The sequence below is a fragment of the Polaromonas sp. AER18D-145 genome (assembly GCF_002379095.1).
Classification (GTDB): domain Bacteria; phylum Pseudomonadota; class Gammaproteobacteria; order Burkholderiales; family Burkholderiaceae_C; genus Polaromonas.
Genome location: NZ_NBZV01000004.1, coordinates 159,029 through 181,664, shown reverse-complemented (window position 1 = coordinate 181,664; position 22,636 = coordinate 159,029). Strand labels below are relative to the sequence as shown.

Below are 22,636 nucleotides of genomic sequence, written 5' to 3'. Positions count from 1 at the left end.
CCTCTAGCCCCTCTAGCCCCTCTAGCCCCAGCTGGTCCTGGAAGGTCTTTTCCAGGGGCAGGGTGACCCGTTCCATCATCGCGTTGAAGAGATCGGCCTTGTCCTTGAAATGCCAGTAGACCGCGCCGCGGGTTGCCCCCGCCCGCCGGGCGATGTCCTGCAGGCTGGTGCGTGAGACGCCCTGCGCCTGGAACAGGTGCTCGGCTGCATCCAGCAGCTTGTGGCGGGTGGCCAAGGCGTCTTCTTTGGTTCGTCGGACCATGCTTCTCCTCCTGAGAACAGAGTTTCAAGCGGGTTTATTTATACATTCATAAATGTATGTAAACTATATCACTCGTCAAAACCCTTATTCTTTTGCCTTTCGTCCGATGGGGCCGCGTGGCCATGGCCATCCAGATTGCCGTCCAGGACCCACCCTTTGCGCTTCACGCCAGAAAATTCGAGGATCAGCATGCCCATGTCCCGCGTCAAGCAGCCCTTTGCGGCGCTCCCCTCCAGCAATCACCAGCGGCTGTTGATCGTCGCCATGTTGTCCGCCTTTCTTGCCGGCTGTGGCAAGGGTGCCAGCGAGGCGCCAGCCGCACCACCGCCTGTGCCGGTCGGGGTGGTGACCGTGACCCAGGGCGATGTAGGTCTGGTGACCGAGCTGCCCGGCCGGCTCGAGGCCTCCCGCGTGGCGCAGGTGCGCGCGCGCGCCGCCGGCATTTTGCAGAAACGGCTGTTTCGTGAGGGCAGCGACGTGAAAGCCGGGCAGCCTCTGTTCAGCATTGATGCCGCGCCCTATGCCGCCGCGGCGGCCAGCGCCAAAGCCGGCCAGGCCCGTGCCGAAGCCAATCTGGCGCAGGCCACGGCACTGGCGCAGCGCTACAAACCGCTGGTGGAGGCCAACGCCATCAGCAAGCAGGAGTATGCGAACGCGGTGGCGGCGCAGAAGCAGGCCGAAGCCGACGTGGCTGTGGGCAGGGCCAATGTGCAGACCGCCAGCATCAACCTCGGTTATGCCTCGGTGACCGCCCCGATCTCGGGCCGCATCGGACGCGCCCTGGTGACCGAAGGCGCGCTGGTCGGGCAGGGCGATGCGACCCAGCTTGCGGTGATCCAGCAGATCAACCCCATGTACGTCAACTTCACCCAGTCGGCGTCGGAAGTGATGAAGCTGCGCGCTGCCATGGACAGCGGCCAGTTCAAGCGCGCCAGCGGCGGCGATGCGGCCAGCGTGCGCATCGTGCTCGAGGACGGCACGGAGTATGCACGCCCCGGCCGCTTGCTGTTTTCGGACCTGACGGTCGATGCCACCACGGGCCAGATCACCCTGCGCGCCGAGGTGCCCAACCCGAACGGCCAGTTGCTGCCCGGCCTGTTTGTGCGGGTGCGCCTGGAGCAGGCGCAGGCCACCAATGCCATGACCCTGCCGCAGCAGGCCGTCACGCGTTCGGGACAGGGCGACACGGTCATGGTGGTCGATGCCGAAGGCAAGGTCTCTCCGCGGCCGGTGAAAATCGGTTCCGCCAAAGGCAACCAGTGGGTGATTCTCGAGGGGCTGAAAACCGGCGAGCAGGTCATGGTCGACGGTTTCCAGAAACTGCGGCCTGGCGCCAGCGTCAAGCCCGTGCCCTGGCAGCCCGCAGGCGCAGCGCCCGCTGGTGCGGCTTCAGCGCCGGCTGCCGCAGCTGCCTCCGCACCGGCTGCACCAGCAGCACCAGCTGCAGCGTCCGCCGCGCCGGCTGCCTCCGCAGCCGCCAAATAAGGAGCGCACTGCATGGCCAAGTTTTTTATTGATCGGCCTATCTTTGCCTGGGTGATCGCGCTTTTCATCATCGTGATGGGCAGCGTGGCTATCACGCAGCTGCCGATCTCCCAGTACCCGCCGGTCGCGCCGCCGTCGATTGTCATCAATGCTTCCTACCCCGGTGCCTCGGCCCAGACGCTGGAGGACAGCGTGCTGTCGGTGATCGAACGCGAGATGAACGGCTCGCCCGGCCTGATCTACATGGAGTCGGTGGCCCAGGCCAACGGTACGGGCAGCATCACCATCAGCTTCCAGCCCGGCACCAACGCCGACCTGGCCCAGGTGGACGTGCAGAACCGCCTGTCGCGCGCATCGCCGCGCCTGCCTCAGGCCGTGACGCAGCAGGGCGTGCGTGTCGACAAGTCGCGTTCGAACTTCCTGATGTTCACCATGCTGTCGTCGACCAACCCGGCCTTCGATCCGATCGCGCTGGGCGACTACGCGTCACGCAACGTCGTGCCGGAGTTGCAGCGCCTGCCCGGCATCGGCCAGGCCCAGTTGTTCGGCTCCGAACGCGCCATGCGCATCTGGATCGATCCGGCCAAGCTGGCGGGCTTCAACCTGTCGTCCGCCGAAGTCACTGCCGCCATTCGCGCGCAGAACGCGCAGGTGTCGTCGGGCACGATCGGTGACCTGCCCAACGTCGCGGGCCAGGGCATTGCCGCCACGGTGGTGGTCAACGGCCAGCTGTCCGATGTGGCGCAGTTCGGCAACATCATCCTGCGCGCCAACACCGACGGTTCGGCCGTGCGCCTCAAGGACGTGGCGCGCATTGAGCTCGGCGGCCAGGCTTATGCGACCTCGGCGCGGCTCAATGGCAAGCCGGCGGTCGGTATCGGCCTGCAGCTGTCGCCGAGCGGCAACGCGCTGGCGTCCGCCAAGGCCGTGCGCGAGAAGATGGCCGACCTGGAGCGGTATTTTCCGCAAGGCGTGAGCTGGACCATTCCCTACGACAGCTCGCGTTTTGTGCAGATCTCGATCTCGCAGGTCGCCGTCACGCTGCTCGAAGCCGTGGCGCTGGTGTTTCTCGTGATGTTCCTGTTCCTGCAGAACTGGCGCTACACCGTGATTCCGACCATCGTGGTGCCGATTGCGCTGCTGGGAACCTTCGGGACCTTGCTGGCCCTGGGGTTTTCGATCAATGTGCTGACCATGTTCGGCATGGTGTTGGTGATCGGTATCGTGGTGGACGACGCGATCGTGGTGGTCGAGAACGTCGAGCGCATCATGAGCGAGGAGGGGTTGTCCCCGCTGGAAGCCACGCGCAAGGCGATGCGGCAGATCTCGGGCGCCATCATCGGCGTGACGGTGGTGCTGATCTCGGTGTTTGTGCCCCTCGCCTTTTTTGCCGGCTCCACCGGCAACATCTACCGCCAGTTCTCGGCGGTGATGGTGGCGTCCATCGGTTTTTCCGCCTTCATGGCGCTGTCGCTCACCCCGGCCCTGTGCGCGACGCTGCTCAAGCCGGTGGAAGCGGGCCACCACCACGACAAGCGCGGCTTTTTCGGCTGGTTCAACCGCAGCTTTTCACGCACCGCCAAGGGCTATGAAAGCATCGTTGCCCGTGTGCTCAAGCGGGCCGCGCGTTACCTGATCATCTACGTGGCCATCATCGCCGCGGTGGCGGTGGTCTACACCCGGCTGCCAACGTCTTTCCTGCCGGGAGAGGACCAGGGCACCATGCTGGTCAACGTGCAGTTGCCGCCCGGTGCAACCCAGGGCCGCACGCTGGCCGTCATGCAGCAGGTCGAGGCCTACATCCTCAAGCAGCCCGAAGTGCAAAGCATGGTCGGTGTGCTGGGCTTCAGCTTCTCGGGCCAGGGCCAGAATGCGGCGCTGGCGTTTGTCACGCTCAAGGACTGGTCCGAGCGCGAAGGTCCCGGCCAGTCGGCCGAGGCGCTGGCGGGCCGGGCCTTCGGCGCCTTGTCCGGCATCCGCGATGCGTTCATCTTCCCGCTGAGCCCGCCGCCCATTCCCGAGCTGGGAACCGCCAGCGGCTTCACCTTCCGCCTGCAGGACCGGGCAGGGGCCGGGCACGAGGCGCTTGTCAACGCACGCAACCAGATGCTGGGCATGGCCGGCAAGAGTCCGGTGCTGGCGCAGGTGCGTCCGGACGGCCTGGAAGACGGCCCGCAACTGCAGATCGACATTGACCGCGACAAGGCCAATGCGCTGGGGGTGTCTTTCGATGCCATCAACACCACGCTGTCCACCGCGCTGGGCTCCAGCTATGTGAACGACTTCCCCAACCAGGGCCGCCTGCAGCGTGTGGTGGTGCAGGCCGATGCGCCGGCGCGCATGCAGCCGGACGACCTGCTGCGCCTCAATGCAAGCAACAGCCAAGGCCGGCCGGTGCCGTTGTCGGCCTTTGCGAGCACGCGCTGGGTGACCGGCGCGCAGCAGACGATTCGCTACAACGGTTATCCGGCGATGCGCATTTCGGGTGCCGCGGCGCCGGGCTACAGCTCGGGTGCGGCCATGGCCGAGATGGAAAAACTGGCGGGCCAGCTGCCCGCCGGCTTTGGTTTCGAGTGGACCGGCCAGTCGCGCGAGGAAAAACTTGCCGGCTCGCAGGCGCTGATTCTCTACGGCTTCGCCATCCTCGCGGTGTTCCTGTGCCTGGCCGCGCTTTATGAAAGCTGGACCATTCCGCTGGCCGTGATCATGGTGGTGCCGCTGGGTGTGCTTGGGGTGTTGCTGGCCACGCTGCTGCGCGCTTACTCGAACGACGTGTATTTCCAGGTCGGGTTGATCACCATCATCGGGCTGTCGGCAAAAAACGCGATCCTGATCATCGAGTTTGCGAAAGACCTGGAGGCGCAGGGCAAGAGCGCGATCGAATCGGCGCTGGCCGCCGCCCACCTGCGGTTCCGGCCCATCGTGATGACCTCGCTGGCCTTCATGATGGGTGTGTTGCCGCTGGCGCTTGCCACCGGCGCCGGCTCGGCCAGCCAGCGCGCCATCGGCACCGGCGTGATCGGCGGCATGATCACCGGGACCGCGCTGGCGGTGATTTTTGTACCGGTCTTTTTTGTCGTGGTGCGCAGCCTGTTCAAGAGCAGCGAGCGGCAGCGAAAAATGTATTCCGACCACGCCAAGGCGGCTGGTTTTGACGGAGATGGCAATGAAGGCAAAGCCCATGACTAAGCTGACACAGGCGCTGCTGTTGAGCGCAGTCGCGCTGGCGGCGGGCTGCTCGATGGCGCCAAAATATGAACGCCCCGAGGCCCCGGTCGCGACCGACTGGCCGGGCCTGCGCCTGGCACGTTCGCTCGCCGTCGCCCCGACCACGGCCTCGACCGCCGTGCAGACCACCGCGGCGGCCGATATCGAGTGGCAGAGTTTTTTCAGCGACCCCAAGCTGCGGCTGCTGATCGAGGCGGCGCTGCGCAACAACCGCGACCTGCGTATCGCGGTGCTCAACATCGAGCAGGCGCGGGCGCAGTTCCAGATCCGGCGCGCCGACCAGTTCCCGACGGTGGGGGCGGCGGCCACCGGCTCGCGCCAGCCCAATGCCAGCGGCAATGGCAGCATCTCCGGCGTCTACACCGCCGGCCTGGCCATGACCTCGTACGAGATTGATTTCTTCGGCCGCGTCGCCAGCCTCAAGGACGCCGCGCTGGCGCAGTACCTGGCGACCGAGGAAGGCCGCAAGACCACCCAGATCAGCCTGATCGCGACGGTGGCCAACACCTGGCTGAGCCTGCTGGCCGACGAGGAACTGCTGGCGATCACGCAGCAGACCCTGGCCACGCGCGAGGAGTCCTTCAAGCTCAGCCAGCTGCGTTTTGACAACGGTGCCACGTCCGAGCTGGACCTGCGCCAGGCCGAGTCGCTGACCGAGGCGGCCCGCATCAGCCTGGCGCAGCTGCAGCGCCAGCGCGCGCTCGATGAAAACCTGCTGACGCTGCTGCTGGGCCAGCCGCTGACCGGTGAACTGGCGGCGGCGCTGCCGGCCGGCCAGGCGCTGGCCGATGCACCGCTGATGGTGGACGTACCCGCGGGCCTGCCTTCGGACCTGCTGACCAAACGCCCCGACATCCGCCAGGCCGAGCAGCAACTGCTGGCGGCCAATGCCAACATCGGCGCGGCGCGTGCCGCGTTTTTCCCGCGCATTTCGCTGACGGCGTCGGCCGGCAGTGTCAGCAACCACCTGTCGGGGCTGTTCCAAAGCGGGACCTACGGCTGGACGCTGGCGCCGCAACTGTTTCTGCCGCTGTTCGACGCCGGCCGCAACCGCGCCGGGCTCGACTCGGCCAATGTCAACCGCGACATCGCCGTGGCGCAGTACGAAAAAGCAATTCAGACCGCGTTCCGCGAAGTGGCCGACGCACTGGCCGGCCGCGCCACGCTGGGTGAGCAGCTGCGCGCGCAGCAGGCCCAGGCCAGCGCCGAAGCCACCCGCTTCAAGCTCTCCGACCTGCGTTACCAGAACGGCATTGCCAGCCAGCTCGACCTGCTGGACGCACAACGCGCCCTGTTCGCCGCCAGGCAGGCCGTGGTGCAGACCCGGCTGCTGCAGTTGCAGAACCAGGTGACGCTGTACAAGACGCTGGGGGGCGGCTGGAAAGAGCCGGTGGCTGCTGCGGCAGCGGCGGGCGCCAGCACGCGCTGACCGGTTGACCAGCATTGGCCGTGCTGCCACTGCGGGCGGCGCTGGGCGGATGTCAGGTTTTCGAGTGTTTCAGGGATCCAGCCCTTGATGCACCTGCGCCGGATGCTCTTAAAAGTGTAGCGTTTCGGCGGTGCCCTCCAGCTGCAGCCAGCGCTGCGCGGCGGCTTGCAGGTGGGCTGGCTGCCCGGTGCTGAACAGGCGGATCCGCCCCGGCGTGCTGTCAGCCGCACCTGACGGAACGGCGTCCGCCAGCCGCAGGCGGGTCTGCCGGGCCACCGCCTCGCCGGTGTCCACCAGCTGCACATCGGGCCCGACCAGGTCACGCAGCACGGCAGCGGCAAACGGGTAATGCGTGCAGCCCAGCACCAGCGTGTCGATCTCCCCGTCTTTCAAACCAAATCGGCCCATGGCCTCTGTGTGGCGGACGCAAGTAGCTATTATTTCGGTAGCGGTTTCAGGGTTTGCCGCGCTGGCCACGCCGCGCTCGATCGCGTCGGCCAGTCCGTCGCAGGGCTGCAGCACAAACTCGGCTTGGGCCTGCAGCGAGTCGCGCAGCAGCTGAAACCGCTTGCTGGCCAGCGTGCTGCGTGTGGCCATGACGCCGATGCGCCGGGTCCTGCTGAGCGCAGCGGCGGGCTTGAGGGCCGGCTCCACCCCGATGATGGGCAACTGGGGATGCTCGGCGCGCAGCAGGTTGATGGCCGCGGCCGTGGCCGTGTTGCAGGCGATCACCAGCGCCTGTACGCCCTGGTCTCGCAAATGCGCGGTGAGGGCGCGCGAGCGGGCGATCACATGGGCCGCGTCCCGCTCGCCATAGGGCGCGTGGCCGCTGTCGGCGATGTAGATGAAGTTGTGATGCGGCAGCTCGGCGCGCAGCGCCCGCAGCACGCTCAGGCCACCGACGCCGCTGTCAAAAATACCTACGGGCCCCCACGGTCGCGCACTGCGTGTGGCCTGCGGCATCTCCCTGCCCCTTTCATCACGAGAGGGGCCGCTGCGCCTGCGGTCCGGCAAAGCCGGTCCCACGGCCCCTGCTTGAAGGGAGGGGGGTAGCACGCTGTTGATCGCTCTGGCCTCAGGCAGCGGCGACCGCAATGCCCTTGAATTCACCGGTGGCAATCTTTTTCTGCCACTCGGCCGGGCCGGTGATGTGGGCGCTGGTACCGCCGGAATCCACCGCCACGGTTACCGGCATGTCGACCACGTCGAACTCGTAAATGGCTTCCATGCCGAGGTCGGCAAAACCGACGACGGTGGCGCTCTTGATCGCCTTGCTGACCAGGTAGGCGGCGCCGCCGACGGCCATCAGGTAGGCGCTTTGGTGTTTCTTGATGGCCTCGATCGCCACCGGGCCGCGTTCGGCCTTGCCGATCATGGAGATCAGGCCGGTCTGCGACAGCATCATTTCGGTGAAGTCGTCCATGCGGGTGGCCGTCGTCGGGCCGGCCGGGCCGACCGCCTCGCCGGCGACCGGGTCCACCGGGCCGACGTAATAAATCACGCGGTTGGTGAAGTCCACCGGCAGCTTCTCGCCCCTGGCCAGCATGTCGGCTATCCGCTTGTGCGCGGCGTCGCGGCCGGTCAGCATCTTGCCCGACAGCAGCAGGGTCTGGCCGGGCTTCCAGCTGGCGACCTCGGCCTGGGTCAGCGTGTCGAGGTTGACCTTCTGGCTCTTCACGTAGTCGGGCGTCCAGTTGACGTTGGGCCAGAGGTCCAGGCTGGGCGGGGTCAGGTAGACCGGGCCGCTGCCGTTCAGCACGAAGTGCGCATGCCGCGTGGCGGCGCAGTTGGGGATCATGGCGACCGGCTTGCTGGCCGCATGGGTTGGGTACATCTGGATCTTGACGTCGAGCACGGTCGTCAGGCCACCCAGGCCCTGTGCGCCTATGCCCAGCGCGTTGACTTTCTCGAACAGTTCGAGCCGCAGCGCCTCGACCTTGGTCAGCGCCGCGCCGGAGGCGGCCTTGGCCTGCAGTTCGTACATGTCGAGGTCGTCCATCAGCGACTCCTTGGCCATCAACACGGCTTTTTCGGCGGTGCCGCCAATGCCTATGCCCAGCATGCCGGGCGGGCACCAGCCGGCGCCCATGGTCGGCACGGTCTTGAGCACCCAGTCGACGATGGAGTCGCCGGGGTTGAGCATGGCCAGCTTGCTTTTGTTTTCGCTGCCGCCGCCCTTGGCCGCGACGGTGACTTCCACCGTGTTGCCGGGAACGATCTCGGTGCAGATCACCGCGGGCGTGTTGTCTTTCGTGTTCTTGCGGTCGAACTGCGGGTCGGCGACGACCGAGGCACGCAGTGTGTTGTCCGGGTGGTTGTAGCCTTGGCGGACACCTTCATTGATGGCGTCGTCGATGCTGCCGGTGAAGCCGCCCCAGCGCACGTCCATGCCGACTTTCAGGAACACGTTGACGATGCCGGTGTCCTGGCAGATCGGGCGGTGGCCGGTGGCGCTCATCTTGCTGTTGGTCAGGATCTGCGCAATCGCGTCCTTGGCCGCCGGGCTCTGCTCGCGTTCGTAGGCGCGCGCCAGGTGGGCGATGTAGTCGGCCGGGTGGTAGTAGCTGATGTACTGCAGGGCGGCAGCAACGGATTCGATGAGGTCGGCTTGTTGGATGATGGTGGTCATGGTCAGGGGGTTCGTGGGAGGATGACTTTTCACGTGGCCGCCCGTGTGATACGGTAAGCGCAACCTGGTATTTTGACAGGGTGCGAAAAGCCACCTTTTCACATCGAGGAATGAACATGACAACCCGCACCGAACACGATACCTTTGGCCCCATCGCCGTACCGGCCGACCGGCTCTGGGGCGCGCAGACCCAGCGCTCGCTGCAGAACTTCGACATCTCCGGCGAGCTGCAGCCGCGCGAGATCATCCGGGCGCTGGCGCAGGTCAAGCGGGCTTCGGCGAGCGTCAACCTGGCCCTGGGCCTGCTCGACGGCAAGAAGGCGCTGGCCATCATGGCCGCGGCCGACGAGGTGATTGCCGGCCAGCACGCCGGCGAATTTCCGCTGGTGGTCTGGCAAACCGGTTCGGGCACGCAGAGCAACATGAATGTCAACGAGGTGCTGGCCAACCGCGCCAGTGTGCTGCTGGGCGGCGAGCGCGGTGAAAACCGGTTGGTGCACCCGAACGACGAGGTCAACCGCAGCCAGTCGTCCAACGATGTGTTTCCGACCGCCATGCATGTGGCGGCGGTGGACGCCATCACGCACCGGCTGCTGCCGGCCATCGACAGGCTGCGCGCCACGCTGGCGCAGAAGGCGCGCGATTTCGACGGCGTCGTCAAGATAGGCCGCACCCATCTGCAGGACGCCACGCCGTTGACGCTGGGCCAGGAGTTCTCGGGTTACGTGGCGCAACTCGCCCACGGGCAGCAGCACCTGTTGGCCGCGCTGCCGCACCTGTGCGAACTGGCGCTGGGTGGCACGGCCGTCGGCACCGGCCTGAATGCGCCCAAAGGGTATGCAGAACAGGCGGCGGCCGAACTGGCGCGCCTGACCGGCCTGCCGTTTGTGACGGCGCCCAACAAGTTCGAGGCCCTGGCGTCGTGCGATGCGCTGGTGCATGCGCACGGCGCGCTCAAGACGCTGGCCGCCAGCATGATGAAAATCGCCAACGATGTGCGCTGGCTGGCCAGCGGGCCGCGCAGCGGCATCGGCGAGCTGAGCATTCCCGAGAACGAGCCCGGCTCGTCCATCATGCCGGGCAAGGTCAACCCGACGCAGAGCGAAGCCGTGACCATGTTGTGTTGCCAGGTGTTCGGCAACGACGTGGCCATCAACCTGGGCGGCGCCTCGGGCAATTTCGAGCTCAATGTGTTCCGGCCCATGATCGCGCACAACTTCCTGCAGAGCGTGCGCCTGCTGGCCGACGGCATGCGCAGCTTCAACGACCATTGCGCTGTGGGCATTGAACCGAATCGTGAACGCATTACCGAGCTGGTAGACCGCTCGCTGATGCTGGTGACGGCGCTCAACCCGCACATCGGCTACGACAAGGCGGCCTTCATCGCCAAGAAGGCGCACAAGGAAGGAAGCAGTCTGCGCGAGGCGGCGCTGGCCTCGGGCCATGTGACCAGCGAGCAGTTTGATGCCTGGGTGGTGCCCGAAAACATGACCGGGCGTTAGCCGATTGCTATTGAATCAATAGCTGACTGCGACCGGCCGGCATGGGGTGGAGTCCTGTTTGATGCGTAAAAAAAGGGCCTGCTGGCCCTTTTTTGAATGCTTTCGCGGGTTCAGTGTTTTTGCGAAGCAATGCCCGACATGATCTTGTCGGTGTAGGCAATCGCCAGCGCTGACAGCAGGAAGGTGATGTGGATGACGGTCTGCGCGATCAGCACCCGGTCGGTGTAATTGTCGGCATTGATGAAGGTTTTCAGCAGGTGGATGGAGCTGATGCCAATGATGGCCGTGGCCAGCTTGACCTTGAGCACCGAGGCGTTGACGTGGCTCAGCCACTCGGGCTGGTCGCGGTGGCCTTCAAGGTTCATGCGGCTGACAAAGGTTTCGTAACCGCCGACGATCACCATGATCAGCAGGTTCGAGATCATGACCACGTCGATCAGCGCCAGCACCACCAGCATGATCACGGTTTCATTGAGCGTCGTGATGGGCGCCTCGGTCTTGTAACCTATGCTGGTGACCAGGGCCTGCAGCGCGGTCTGGCTGCCGAAGACGGCTTCGATCAGGTGCAGCAGCTCGACCAGGAAGTGGAAGACATAGACGCCCTGCGCGGCGATCAGGCCGACATACAGGGGCAACTGCAGCCAGCGGCTGGCAAAAATGAAGTTGGGAATCGGGCGCAGCGGGGCAACTTTGGTGATGACTGGCTTGGGGTCTGACATGATTTTTATGGGGGTTTGTACGGACTGTGCGGATTGTAGGCGTGCTGCTCGGGCTGGCGGGATTTCGCCTGAATCTGTAAGCTTCCAGCCAGTCAGTGGACTGTAAGTGCCAAATATGACATTAGCACGTATCAACGACAACCTGAGGAGACAAGCCATCATGAACGCGCCTTCATCCGCCATCGAATCCACACTGGTTGAAAACCGGGTCTTTTTCCCGAACCCCGAGCTGGCCAAATCCGCCCGCATTTCCAGCATGGATGCCTACCAGGCGCTGTGCGCCGAAGCCGAGAAAGACTTCGAGGGTTTCTGGGCCCGGCTGGCGCGCGAGAACCTCAGCTGGAAGAAACCCTTCACCCAGACGCTGGACGAGTCGAACGCGCCGTTCTACCAATGGTTTGCCGACGGCGAGCTCAACGCCTCGTACAACTGCCTGGACCGCCACCTCGGCACCGCCACCGAGAACAAGAAGGCCATCATCTTCGAGAGCGACGACGGCAAGGTGACCAACGTCACCTACAAGGAGTTGCACGGCAAGGTCTGCCAGTTCGCCAATGCGCTCAGGGCCATGGGCATCCAGAAGGGCGACCGCGTCATCATCTACATGCCCATGACGGTGGAAGGCGTGGTCGCCATGCAGGCCTGCGCACGCATAGGCGCGACCCACTCTGTCGTGTTCGGCGGCTTTTCCGCCAAGAGCCTGCAGGAGCGCATCCAGGACGCCGGTGCGGTGGCCGTCATCACCGCCAACTACCAGTTGCGCGGCGGCAAGGAACTGCCGCTGAAGGCGATTGTTGACGAAGGCATCGCCATGGGCGGCTGCGAGTCGATCAAAAACGTGATTGTCTACCAGCGCACCGCCACCGCCTGCAACATGGTCGCCGGGCGCGACAGCCTGATGCACGAGGTCACGGAGAAACAAGCGGCCACCTGCGAGCCGGAATTCGTCGGCGCGGAACATCCGCTGTTCATCCTCTACACCTCCGGCTCGACCGGCAAACCCAAGGGTGTGCAGCACAGCACCGGCGGTTATTTGCTGTGGGCCAAGCTGACCATGGACTGGACCTTCGACATCCAGCCGTCCGATGTGTTCTGGTGCACGGCCGACATCGGCTGGATCACCGGCCACACCTATGTGGCCTACGGCCCGCTGGCCGCTGGTGCGACCCAGGTGATTTTCGAAGGCATTCCCACTTATCCGAATGCCGGCCGCTTCTGGCAGATGATCGAAAAACACAAGGTCAGTATTTTCTACACCGCACCGACCGCGATCCGCTCGCTGATCAAGGCGGCCGAAGCCGACGAAAAAATCCATCCGGCGCGCTCCGACCTGAGCAGCCTGCGCCTCCTCGGCACGGTGGGCGAACCCATCAACCCCGAAGCCTGGATGTGGTACTACAAAAACGTCGGTGGCGAGCGCTGCCCGGTGGTCGACACCTTCTGGCAAACCGAAACCGGCGGCCACATGATCACGCCGCTGCCGGGTGCGACGCCGCTGGTCCCCGGCAGCTGCACCTTGCCGCTGCCCGGCATCATGGCGGCCATCGTCGATGAACTCGGCAAGGACGTGCCCAACGGCTCCGGGGGCATGCTGGTGGTCAAGCGCCCTTGGCCGTCGATGATCCGCACCATCTGGAACGATCCCGAGCGTTTCAAGAAAAGTTATTTCCCCGAGGAGATGGGCGGCACCATGTACCTGGCCGGCGACGGCGCCGTGCGCAGCACCGACCGTGGCTACTTCCGCATCACCGGCCGCATCGACGACGTGCTCAACGTTTCCGGCCACCGCATGGGCACGATGGAGATCGAGTCGGCCCTGGTGTCGCATTCGGCACTGGTCGCCGAGGCCGCGGTGGTGGGCCGGCCCGACGACCTGACGGGCGAGGCGATTGTGGCCTTCGTGGTGCTCAAGCGCTCGCGGCCGACCGGCGAGGAGGCCAAGGCGATTGCCAAGGAATTGCGTGACTGGGTCGGCAAGGAGATCGGGCCGATTGCCAAGCCCAAGGACATCCGCTTCGGCGACAACCTGCCGAAAACCCGCAGCGGAAAAATCATGCGCCGCCTGCTGCGCGGCATCGCCAAGGGCGAGGCCATCACCCAGGACACCTCGACCTTGGAAAATCCCGCCATCCTCGATCAGCTTTCCGAAAACCTGTGATCGAGGGCGGCGCTAGCCGCGTCAGCGAAGCTGTGGCGGGATTGGCGGACACTCATATCGCGAAGCGATGTGAGGTGGCCACAAAACCCGGCGATTCTTGACCAGTTATCGGAAAACCTTTAAGCCGGGTTTCGGCGCAGGCTGACAATTGCCCGCAGGGCTTGTCATGCCGTAGCCAAAATCCGGCCATCCTCGACCAGCTGTCTGAAAACCTGTAAGCGGCGGCGCCAGGAGCGTCGCACCCATGAAAAAAGCCCGTTGAGTCAACGGGCTTTTTTTGTGCCGGAGGACCGGGCTTATTTTTGCGTCATGACCCAAGCCGCCAGCTTTTTGGCTTCGTCGGCATTGACCTGGGCATTGGCCGGCATGGGCACAGGGCCCCAGACGCCGGCACCGCCCTTGACGATTTTTGCTGCGAGCTTGTCAACGGCGTCCTTTTGACCCGCATACTTGGCTGCCACGTCCTTGTAGGACGGACCCACCAGCTTGGTCGCCACGGCATGGCAGGCCATGCAGTTTTTGGCGGTTGCCAGTTGCAGGTCAGCCAGCGCCGGGGTGGACACCGCAAAACCTGCGGCCAGGGAAGCAATCACTAAGCAGAGACGTTTCATCGTTAACCTCGTGGGGGAGTTATGGATTCGGTTACAGTCATTCAACGTCATTGTAGTGGGCCGGGTTGACCTCGCTTTCAAAGGGTTACCTCGGGTTTTTCAGGAGTCAGCCATGTTTTTTCTGTTGTTGGGCATCGTCGGCATTGCCTTGAAGTACCTCGAGGTCGCGCCGGTGGCGGGTTGGCCCTGGTGGGTGGTGCTGGCGCCGTTCGGCTTGGCCGTGCTCTGGTGGTGGTGGGCGGACAAGTCCGGCCTCACCGAAAAGAACGCCATGGAAAAAATGGAAAAACGCAAGAAAGAGCGGATTGACCGGCAACGCGATGCCATGGGGATGCTCAAAAGAAGGAAATGACCCCCACGGTCGCTCACTGCGTGTAGCTTCCTGCCCCCAGAGGGGCCGCTGCGCCTGCGGACTGGCGGAGCCAGATCCGCGGCCCCTGCTTGAAGGGGAAAGGCCTTCGCAGCTAAAGCATCCAGCAAATAAAAAAAAGCCCCTGCAGCTGTTCTGCAGGGGCTTTTTTGATGGTCGGCGTGTTGCCGCGACCTCAATAGTCGTCGAGCACGGCGCCCTTGCTGGCGCTGGAAGCGTTGAAGGCAAACTTGGCCTGCACGCCGCGCATGTAACGCGGCAGCGGTGCTTTCCAGCCCTCCTTGCGTTTGGCCAGTTCGGCGTCGCTGATGTTCAGTTGCAGCAGCAACTGTTTGGCGTCGATGGTGATCGAGTCGCCTTCGTTGATGAAGGCAATGTTGCCGCCTGCCGCAGCTTCCGGCGCGACGTGGCCCACCACCATGCCCCAGGTACCGCCCGAGAAACGGCCGTCGGTGATCAGGCCCACGCTTTCGCCCAGGCCGGCGCCGATCAGTGCGCCGGTCGGTGCCAGCATTTCCGGCATGCCGGGGCCGCCCTTGGGGCCGAGGTAACGCAACACCATCACGTCGCCCGCGACGATCTTGCCGGCCAGAATGGCCTCGAGGGCCGACTGTTCATCGTCAAACACGCGGGCCGGCCCGGTCATCACCGGGTTTTTCAGGCCGGTGATCTTGGCGACGCAGCCTTCGGGCGAGAGATTGCCCTTGAGGATGGCCAGGTGGCCCTGCGCATACATGGGTTTGTCGATGGGGCGGATCACGTCCTGGTCGGCACGCGGCGCGTCCGGTACGTCCTTGAGCACCTCGGCAATCGTCTTTCCTTCAATGGTCAGGCAGTCGCCATGCAGCAGGCCCGCCTTGAGCAGCATCTTCATGACCTGCGGGATGCCGCCGGCCTGGTGCAGGTCCACGGCCAGGTATTTGCCCGAGGGCTTGAGGTCGCACAGCACCGGCGTCTTGACGCGCACGCGCTCGAAGTCGTCAATCGTCCAGTCCACGCCGGCCGCATGCGCGATCGCCAGGAAGTGCAGCACCGCGTTGGTCGAGCCGCCGGTGGCCATGATGACGGCCACGGCGTTTTCAATCGACTTCTTGGTCACGATGTCGCGCGGCTTGATGTTCTTGCGGATGGCTTCGACCAGCACCTTGGCCGACTCTTTCGCCGAGTTGACCTTCTCGTCGTGCGGATTCGCCATGGTCGAGGAGTAGGGCAGGGAGATGCCCAGCGCCTCGAAGGCCGAGGACATGGTGTTGGCGGTGTACATGCCGCCGCAGCTGCCGGTGCCCGGAATGGCGCGGCGCTCGATCTGCAACAGGTCCTCGTCGCTCATGCGGCCGGCCGCGTGTTCGCCCACAGCTTCGAAGACGCTGACGATGTTCAGGTCCTTGCCCTTGTAGTGCCCCGGAAGAATGGTGCCGCCATACACATAAATGGCCGGCACGTTGGCGCGCAGCATGCCCATCAGGCCGCCGGGCATGTTCTTGTCGCAGCCGCCGACCACCAGCACGCCGTCCATCCACTGGCCCTGCACGCAGGTCTCGATACAGTCGGAGATGACTTCGCGGCTGACCAGCGAATACTTCATGCCTTCGGTGCCCATGGCCATGCCGTCGGAGATCGTCGGTGTGCCGAAGACCTGCGCATTGCCGCCGGCTTCCTCGATGCCGGCAATCGCGGCATCGGCGAGTTTTTGCAGGCCGCTGTTGCAGGGCGTGATGGTGCTGTGGCCGTTGGCCACGCCGACCATGGGTTTCTTGAAGTCATCGGCCTCGTAGCCCATGGCGTAATACATCGAGCGGTTCGGGGCGCGCGAGGTGCCTTCGGTGATGTTCCTGCTGCGGCGGTTGATGGCGTCGCCGACGCTGTCTTTGTCCTGTTGTGTCATGGGATGTCTCTGGGGTGGGGAAGGTGGAGCAAAAGCCAGAGTATGCGCCGCCTCATCAAGCGCCTCCAATATATTTTTAAGGCTGTATTAATATGCGTGGCATATGACTACTCCGACCGTTGAACTACGGCTCTGGCGCCAGTTTGTGGCTGTGGCCGAAGAGCTGCATTTCGGCCGTGCCGCGGCACGCCTGCACATGACGCAACCGCCGCTGACCCAGGCGATTGCCCATCTGGAAAAGCTGCTGGGCGTGCGGCTGTTCGAGCGCACCAAACGCAGCGTGCACATGACGGCGGTGGCCACGGCGCTGCTGCCGCAGGTGCTGGACCTGCTGGCGCGTGCGCAGGCCCTGCCCGGGCAGGCGAGGGCGGCGGCGGCCGGTGAAGTCGGCCGCCTGCGGCTGGCGTTTGTTTCCACCGCGGGGTTCTCGCTGCTGCCCGCCTGGGTGCGGACTTTCCGCGACCATGCGCCGCAGGTCCAGCTGGAACTGCTCGAGGCCACCGGCGACATGCAGTTGCAGGCGTTTGAACGCCATGACATCGACGCCGGGATCATGCTGCATTCCCCTGGTTTTGCGCCGCCGGGCCTGACGCGCCGGCTGATCGCCCGGGAGCCGCTGGTGCTGGCGCTGGCCGAACAGCACCCGCTGGCCGCCAGGGCGTCCCTGGCGCTCGACGAAGTGCTGGCACAGCCGCTGGTGATTTTTCCGCGCCGCATCCTGCCCTCGCTGTACGACGCGATCTTCGGCATGTACCATGCCGCCGCGCAGCCACCGCAGGTAGCGCAGGAGGCCATCCAGATGCAGACCATCGTGAACCTGGTGTCGGCCGGCTTGGGCGTGGCCTGGGTGCCCGACAGTGTGCGGCAGTTCCAGCGGCCTGGCGTGGTGTACCGCAGCGTGGCGGGCAAAAAAGGTCGACATGTTCCACCGCACAGGCCCGCGAGGCATGGATTGCGGGTCAAGCCCGCAATGACAACTTCAGGCGTCATCCACGTTTCCGTTTGTCATCCCGGCTCAACGCCGGGGACAGGTTTCTCGGTATTCGCGCCTTAAGTAAGTGCCATTCCGCCATAGCCCGAGCTATGGCTGTGCTTTGCGCCTCGATTGGGTACGTTTTGACGCGCTACGCGGACACGACCAAAAAACTCTCAGCCTCTGAGGGCCCGCGCATCCCTTACCGCGGGCGCACGCTGGCACAATAAGCCGCATGCTGATTCACCCCACCATCGATCCTGTCGCCCTGCAGCTGGGGCCGCTGGCCATCCACTGGTATGGCCTGACCTACCTGGCGGCCTTCGGCCTGTTCCTGTTTCTTGGGCTGCGCCGCCTGCGGCATGAACCCTATGCGTCGATGACCGGGGCGGCCGCCTGGGGCCGCAAGGACATCGAGGACATCCTCTTCCTGGGGGTGATGGGCGTGGTGGTGGGCGGGCGCATCGGCTACTGCCTGTTTTACAAACCCGGTTATTACCTGGCGCATCCGCTCGAAATTCTTTACGTCTGGCAGGGTGGCATGAGTTTTCATGGCGGTCTGATTGGCGTGTTGCTCTCGCAGGTCTGGTTCGCCCGCACGCGGCAAAAACCCTGGCTGCAGGTGATGGACCTGGTTGCACCTTGCGTGCCTACCGGGCTGGCGGCGGGGCGGGTTGGCAACTTCATCAACGGCGAGTTGTGGGGCCGTTTCAGCAGCCCCGATCTGCCCTGGGGCATGGTGTTCAAACACAGCGGCTCCATGCTGCCGCGCCATCCCTCGCAGGTTTACCAGTTCCTGCTGGAAGGGCTGCTGCTTTTCGTGCTGCTGTGGCTGTATGCACGCAAGCCGCGCAAGACCGGCCAGGTGTCGGCGGCGTTTCTCGTCGGTTACGGCGTGTTCCGTTTCATCGCCGAATTTTTCCGTGAGCCGGACGACTTCCTCGGCGTGCTGGCGCTGGGCATGAGCATGGGCCAGTGGCTGTGCCTGCCGATGATCGCGGCCGGTGTCTGGCTTTGGCTGTGGGCTGAAAAAAGAGCCTGAAAACGGCATCATCCCTTGCTGGTCGGGCGCCAGCAGCTATCTTTTCAGTAGCTGACTTCAGGTCCGACCCACCTGCAGTAGCGGTCGCCTCCCTTTTCTGAAGCCCGGAAGTGCGGGTTTTCACCTGTTGGTTTGTCGCTGAAGCAGCTTGCGCTCGCCAAGCTTGCTCATCATAATTATGTGTAATTACAGGAAATTACAGGAAATTACAGAACAGATTGCCCATACGCGGGGACGGAGGGCCGGCAGAAGCGGGGCTCCCGCCAACCGCCAGACCCGACCGGCCACTTTGCCGCCACACGACGACCAACGGATACCCACCATGCGACTCGTCCAAAACTCATTGCACCAGGAAGTGGCTGCCACCCTGCGTGAGCAGATTTTTGCCGGCACCTACGCCCCTGGCAGCTTTCTCGACGAGCTGGTCCTGTGCGAACGGCTGCAGATTTCCCGCACGCCGCTGCGCGAGGCGCTCAAGGTATTGACGGCGGAGGGGCTGCTCCGCCACGAGCCGCGGCGCGGCTGCTTCATCAGCGAAGTCACCGAGAAGGATCTGGACGATATTTTTCCGGTGATTGCCCTGCTGGAAGGGCGCTGCGCCTATGAGGCTGCGCGCAATGCGAGCGACGCCGACCTGGCGGCGCTGAGCACGCTGCACGAGCGGCTGGCCGGCCACGCCAGGGCCGGCCGCATCAATGAGTATTACGACACCAATTTTGCGATCCACGAGGCCATCATCGCGCTGGCCGACAACCGCTGGCTGGCCACGGCGATCGCCGATCTGCGCAAGATCCTCAAGCTGGCGCGTGCGCAGCAACTGCACGCCCCCGGGCGGCTGGTGCAAAGCCTGTCGGAGCACATGGCGGTGTTTGCCGCGCTCATGGCCCGCGACAGCGAGGGCGCCGACGCGGCCATGCGCACCCACCTGACGCGGCAACGCGAGGCCCTGCGCGAACTGGCCCGCCATCAGCGCACGCGGGTGGCCTCATGACCGCCGCCGACTGGCTCAACCGCAGCGTGTCGCGCTTTTCCGGCGACAAAAAGGCAGCCTCAAAACCGGCCGAAACTCCCGTGGTGGTGACGCCCGATGCTCCCAAAAAAGGAGCGTCCGGCGCTTCCGCGGAGGTGCCGACGCCGGCCCGCTCGACCCGTGAACGCCTGAAGGCCACCTTGCGGCAAAAGGAGGAGGCGCTGTCGCCGCGCGTGCTGCGGCGCACGCTGGAGGAGCTCAAGGCCATTGTGGACCCGCAGGTCAGCGAGGTCGAAGGCGGCCGCCGCGCCAAGGGCGTGGCCGGCTGGTATGCCGGCGCCGCACTGAATGAGCGGCGCGACATGTGGCTGTTGATGAGCGAGCAGTTTGTTGCCGATGCGCAGAAGGTCAAGCTGGCGCAAGCGCAGTTTGCCGCCGCGGTGGGCACGCCCGACGAGGCTGTGGCCGAGGTGCGGTACCGCCGCGCCACGGTGTCGCCGCGCAGGCGTTTGTTGCAGCGCTTCAGCGCGTTTCCGGAAGGCATCCGGTTTCTGGTCGACATGCGCGCGGACATGCTGCCTTACCTCAAGGCGGACAGGCGGCTGCAGGCGCTCGATGTCGAGATGGAGTACATGTTCTCGACCTGGTTTGACGTAGGTTTTCTCGACCTGCGCCGCATCAGCTGGGACTCACCGGCATCGCTGATCGAAAAACTGATCAAGTACGAAGCCGTGCACGACATCAAGAGCTGGGCCGATGTGAAAAACCGGCTCGACAGCGACCGGCGTTGTTATGGGTTTTTCCACCCACGCATGCCCGACGAGCCGCTGATTTTTGTCGAAGTGGCCCTGATGGACGAGATGGCCGCCGGCATCACGCCGTTGCTGGACGAGTCGGCCGCGCCGGCGGATCTGGCGAAGGCCACCACGGCGATTTTCTACTCCATCAGCAACACGCAGGCCGGCCTGCGCGGCGTGAGTTTCGGCGACTCGCTGATCAAGCGTGTGGTGGAAACACTGCATGCCGAATTTCCGCGGCTCAAACACTTTGCGACGCTCTCGCCGATTCCCGGTTTTCGCCAGTGGCTGGGAAAAAATGCCGGCGCGATGCTGGCGCTGCTCGACGACAAGGAACGCAGCGCTCTGGGCAGGGCGATCGGGTTTGAACCCCCCACCGCGCAGCATTTCCTCACCGCGGCCGACAATGCGCCGGCCCTGGACGACAAGTCGCCGGTGCGCCGCATGCTGCTGCGCTGCGCTGCGCATTACCTGGGGCGCGAGCTCGACGACGGCAAGCCGCTCGATGCCGTGGCGCGTTTTCACCTGGGCAACGGCGCGCGCATCGAGCGGCTCAACTGGATGGGCGATCCGTCGGCCAAGGGACTCAAGCAGTCCTGCGGCCTGATGGTCAACTACCTCTATGATCTCAAACGCCTGGACAAGCACCGGGCGCTGCTGTCGCAGGGGAAAATCCCCGTATCCGGTGACATCGAAGATTTGTATATTTCGTAAGCGTACCAACCAACCCCTATTTCAACAACGACAGGAGACAGACATGACATCGAGCTTTGACATCAACGCGTCCCGACGCGATGTGCTGCGTGCAGCGGCCGCCGGCGTTGCCGCGTTTTCACTGGGCAGCCATGCGCAATCGGGCTGGCCAGCCAAGCCGGTGACCATGATTGTTCCCTTTCCTGCGGGCGGTGGGACGGACGCCTTTGCGCGTCCCATGTCGGCGCAGTTTGCGCGCCTGACCGGCAAGCAGATGATCATTGACAACCGCGGCGGCGCCGGCGGTACCCTGGGTGCCAGTATTGCCGCCAAGGCCGCTCCGGATGGTTACACGCTGTTCATGGGCGCGGTCCACCACACCATCGCGCCCAGCATGTACCCCAAGCTCGACTACGACATCGAGAAAGACCTGGTGCCGCTGATCCTGGTGGCCAGCGTGCCGCAGGTCGTTGTGGTCAACCCGCAAAAACTTCCGGCGGCCAATTTCAAGGAGTTCCTCGAGTACGCCCGCAAAAATCCGGCCAAACTCAACTACGGCTCGGCCGGCGCCGGCACCTCCCATCACCTGGCCGGCGAGCTGTTCAAGCAGCAGACCAAAACCTTCATCACCCACATTCCCTACCGCGGTGCCGGGCCAGCCCTGCAGGGCCTGATCGCCGGCGACGTCGAAATGATGTTCGACGGTTTGGGCTCATCGGCCAGCCACATTGCCGGCGGCCGCATCAAGGCGCTGATGGTGTCGGGCAACAAACGCAACCCGGCGATACCGGACGTGCCGAGCGCCGCCGAGGTGGGTCTGCCCGACTACAACGTGACGACCTGGTACGGCGTCTGGGGCCCCAAGGGCATGCCGGCCGATGCCCAGGCCCGCGCGATCGAGGAAATTCGCAAGGCCTGCACCACCGACGAAGCCAAGGCCGTCTGGGCACGCCAGGGCGCCGAGTTCACCGGCCTGGCGGGACCGCAGTTCGGCAGCTTCATCAGCGCCGAGGTCAAGAAGTGGGCGCAGGTGGTGAAGGCGTCCGGCGCCAAGCTGGACTGACCTTTCCAAGGTGTACATGACAGGACAGGTGCTGCTGGCCACGGACGGCCCCATCGCCATGGTCACCCTGTCCCATCCGGGCAAGCTCAACGCCATGTCGCGGGCCATGTGGCAGCAGCTGCGCGAGGTGTTCACCGGCCTGCAGCAGCGCAGCGATGTGCGCTGCGTGCTGCTGCGCGGGGAGGGCGCCAGTTTCTGCGCGGGCGGCGACATCGCCGAGTACCCGGACTGCCGTTTTGACGAAACCGCGTTGCGCGGCTTCCACGAAAACGAGGTCTGGGGCGGCCTGCAGGCCATGCTGGACTGCGACCTGCCCATCGTGGCGCAGATCGAGGGCGCTTGCATGGGCGCGGGCATGGAGATCGCCAGTTGTTGCGACATGCGGCTGGCCGGCGTGTCGGCCACCTTCGGCGCACCGATTGGCAAGCTCGGTTTTCCGATGGCGCCGCGCGAGGCCGCGCTCGTGATGCGCGCCGCCGGCGAGTTGACGGCGCGCGAGATGCTGCTGGCAGCGGCGGTGCTCGACGCGGCCACCTTGCTGCAGCGCGGCTTTCTGAACCGCGTGCTGCCGGACGGCGAGGTGGGGGCGCAGGCCCTGGCGACGGCCGGCCGCGTGGCCCGGCTGGCACCCGCCGCGGCACGCCTGAACAAACAGACTTTTCGGGCTCTGGCCCAGGACGGGCGGATGCAGCCTGCTACTGAACTGATAGCAATAGCGTATGCCTACGCTGACTCCGCCGAACACCGCGAAGGTGTGTCGGCCTTTGTAGAAAAACGTCCGCCGCATTTCCCGGTGGGCGGCGACCTCTGACTTTTTCGA

Annotated in this window: 19 protein-coding genes; 12 read left to right on the top strand and 7 right to left on the bottom strand. The window is 64.8% G+C overall.

Going from position 1 to position 22,636, the window contains the following annotated elements:
• Positions 1-262: TetR family transcriptional regulator (locus tag B7G52_RS04385; protein ID WP_141397381.1), on the bottom strand; the 262-nt coding region annotated here is incomplete at its 3' end.
• Between the two features lie 68 nt (positions 263-330).
• A complete protein-coding gene (locus tag B7G52_RS24310) occupies positions 331-453 on the bottom strand; it encodes a hypothetical protein (RefSeq protein ID WP_256387713.1) in 123 nt (40 codons plus the stop codon).
• Between B7G52_RS24310 and B7G52_RS04380 the strand changes: the two genes are divergently transcribed.
• From B7G52_RS04380 to B7G52_RS04370, 3 genes are read left to right on the top strand one after another with little or no spacing between them, the layout of a single operon-like run.
• A complete protein-coding gene (locus B7G52_RS04380; protein WP_096696427.1) occupies positions 452-1,747 on the top strand; it encodes an efflux RND transporter periplasmic adaptor subunit in 1,296 nt (431 codons plus the stop codon). The genes B7G52_RS24310 and B7G52_RS04380 overlap by 2 nt on opposite strands.
• Positions 1,748-1,759: 12 nt before the next feature.
• The gene (locus B7G52_RS04375; protein WP_096696426.1) at positions 1,760-4,936 is read left to right on the top strand and encodes an efflux RND transporter permease subunit; all 3,177 of its coding nucleotides are present in this window, start codon (positions 1,760-1,762) and stop codon (positions 4,934-4,936) included.
• Positions 4,929-6,404: an efflux transporter outer membrane subunit gene (locus tag B7G52_RS04370; RefSeq protein WP_141397380.1), complete on the top strand. Its 1,476-nt coding sequence runs from the start codon at positions 4,929-4,931 to the stop codon at positions 6,402-6,404. The genes B7G52_RS04375 and B7G52_RS04370 overlap by 8 nt, the downstream gene beginning before the upstream one ends.
• Before the next feature lie 108 nt (positions 6,405-6,512).
• On the opposite strand, the gene murI is transcribed toward B7G52_RS04370, so the two are convergent.
• Together murI and B7G52_RS04360 are read right to left on the bottom strand one after the other, a co-directional pair.
• Positions 6,513-7,367 carry a glutamate racemase gene (murI, locus tag B7G52_RS04365; protein WP_096696424.1) on the bottom strand — a complete coding sequence of 285 codons (855 nt, stop codon included), beginning with the start codon at positions 7,365-7,367 and terminating at the stop codon, positions 6,513-6,515.
• A gap of 112 nt (positions 7,368-7,479) precedes the next feature.
• Positions 7,480-9,033, bottom strand: a complete 1,554-nt coding sequence (locus B7G52_RS04360) for a fumarate hydratase (RefSeq protein WP_096696423.1) — start codon at positions 9,031-9,033, stop codon at positions 7,480-7,482.
• A gap of 116 nt (positions 9,034-9,149) precedes the next feature.
• On the opposite strand from B7G52_RS04360, the gene fumC reads away from it, so the two are divergent.
• A complete protein-coding gene (fumC, locus tag B7G52_RS04355) occupies positions 9,150-10,535 on the top strand; it encodes a class II fumarate hydratase (protein WP_096696441.1) in 1,386 nt (461 codons plus the stop codon).
• A 110-nt stretch (positions 10,536-10,645) separates the two neighbouring features.
• On the opposite strand, the gene B7G52_RS04350 is transcribed toward fumC, so the two are convergent.
• Entirely contained in the window at positions 10,646-11,254 is a 609-nt protein-coding gene (locus B7G52_RS04350) for a YqhA family protein (protein ID WP_096696422.1), read from the bottom strand.
• Positions 11,255-11,414: 160 nt separating this feature from the next.
• On the opposite strand from B7G52_RS04350, the gene acs reads away from it, so the two are divergent.
• Positions 11,415-13,412, top strand: coding sequence for an acetate--CoA ligase (acs, locus tag B7G52_RS04345; RefSeq protein ID WP_096696421.1), 1,998 nt, complete (start codon positions 11,415-11,417; stop codon positions 13,410-13,412).
• 296 nt (positions 13,413-13,708) lie between these two features.
• Here acs and B7G52_RS04340 read toward each other — a convergent pair whose 3' ends face one another.
• The gene (locus tag B7G52_RS04340) at positions 13,709-14,023 is read right to left on the bottom strand and encodes a c-type cytochrome (RefSeq protein WP_096696420.1); all 315 of its coding nucleotides are present in this window, start codon (positions 14,021-14,023) and stop codon (positions 13,709-13,711) included.
• 112 nt (positions 14,024-14,135) lie between these two features.
• Between B7G52_RS04340 and B7G52_RS04335 the strand changes: the two genes are divergently transcribed.
• Positions 14,136-14,375 carry a TIGR04438 family Trp-rich protein gene (locus B7G52_RS04335; protein ID WP_096696419.1) on the top strand — a complete coding sequence of 80 codons (240 nt, stop codon included), beginning with the start codon at positions 14,136-14,138 and terminating at the stop codon, positions 14,373-14,375.
• A gap of 193 nt (positions 14,376-14,568) precedes the next feature.
• Here the strand turns inward: B7G52_RS04335 and ilvD are convergent, their stop codons facing one another.
• Positions 14,569-16,278 carry a dihydroxy-acid dehydratase gene (gene ilvD, locus B7G52_RS04330; RefSeq protein WP_096696418.1) on the bottom strand — a complete coding sequence of 570 codons (1,710 nt, stop codon included), beginning with the start codon at positions 16,276-16,278 and terminating at the stop codon, positions 14,569-14,571.
• A 103-nt stretch (positions 16,279-16,381) separates the two neighbouring features.
• Here ilvD and B7G52_RS04325 point away from each other — a divergent pair, with 103 nt between their 5' ends.
• From B7G52_RS04325 to B7G52_RS04300, 6 genes are all read left to right on the top strand, one after another.
• Positions 16,382-17,332: a LysR family transcriptional regulator gene (locus B7G52_RS04325; RefSeq protein WP_096696417.1), complete on the top strand. Its 951-nt coding sequence runs from the start codon at positions 16,382-16,384 to the stop codon at positions 17,330-17,332.
• 154 nt (positions 17,333-17,486) lie between these two features.
• Positions 17,487-18,293 (top strand): prolipoprotein diacylglyceryl transferase, encoded by an 807-nt coding sequence (lgt, locus tag B7G52_RS04320; protein ID WP_096696416.1) that lies wholly within the window; start codon positions 17,487-17,489, stop codon positions 18,291-18,293.
• Positions 18,294-18,615: 322 nt separating this feature from the next.
• The gene (locus B7G52_RS04315) at positions 18,616-19,284 is read left to right on the top strand and encodes a GntR family transcriptional regulator (protein ID WP_096696415.1); all 669 of its coding nucleotides are present in this window, start codon (positions 18,616-18,618) and stop codon (positions 19,282-19,284) included.
• Positions 19,281-20,774 carry a malonyl-CoA decarboxylase gene (locus B7G52_RS04310; RefSeq protein WP_096696414.1) on the top strand — a complete coding sequence of 498 codons (1,494 nt, stop codon included), beginning with the start codon at positions 19,281-19,283 and terminating at the stop codon, positions 20,772-20,774. Before B7G52_RS04315 ends, B7G52_RS04310 begins: the two co-directional genes overlap by 4 nt.
• Before the next feature lie 43 nt (positions 20,775-20,817).
• A complete protein-coding gene (locus tag B7G52_RS04305) occupies positions 20,818-21,816 on the top strand; it encodes a tripartite tricarboxylate transporter substrate binding protein (protein ID WP_096696413.1) in 999 nt (332 codons plus the stop codon).
• Positions 21,817-21,832: 16 nt separating this feature from the next.
• Positions 21,833-22,627, top strand: a complete 795-nt coding sequence (locus B7G52_RS04300; protein WP_096696412.1) for an enoyl-CoA hydratase/isomerase family protein — start codon at positions 21,833-21,835, stop codon at positions 22,625-22,627.
• The last annotated feature ends 9 nt before the right edge of the window (positions 22,628-22,636 follow it).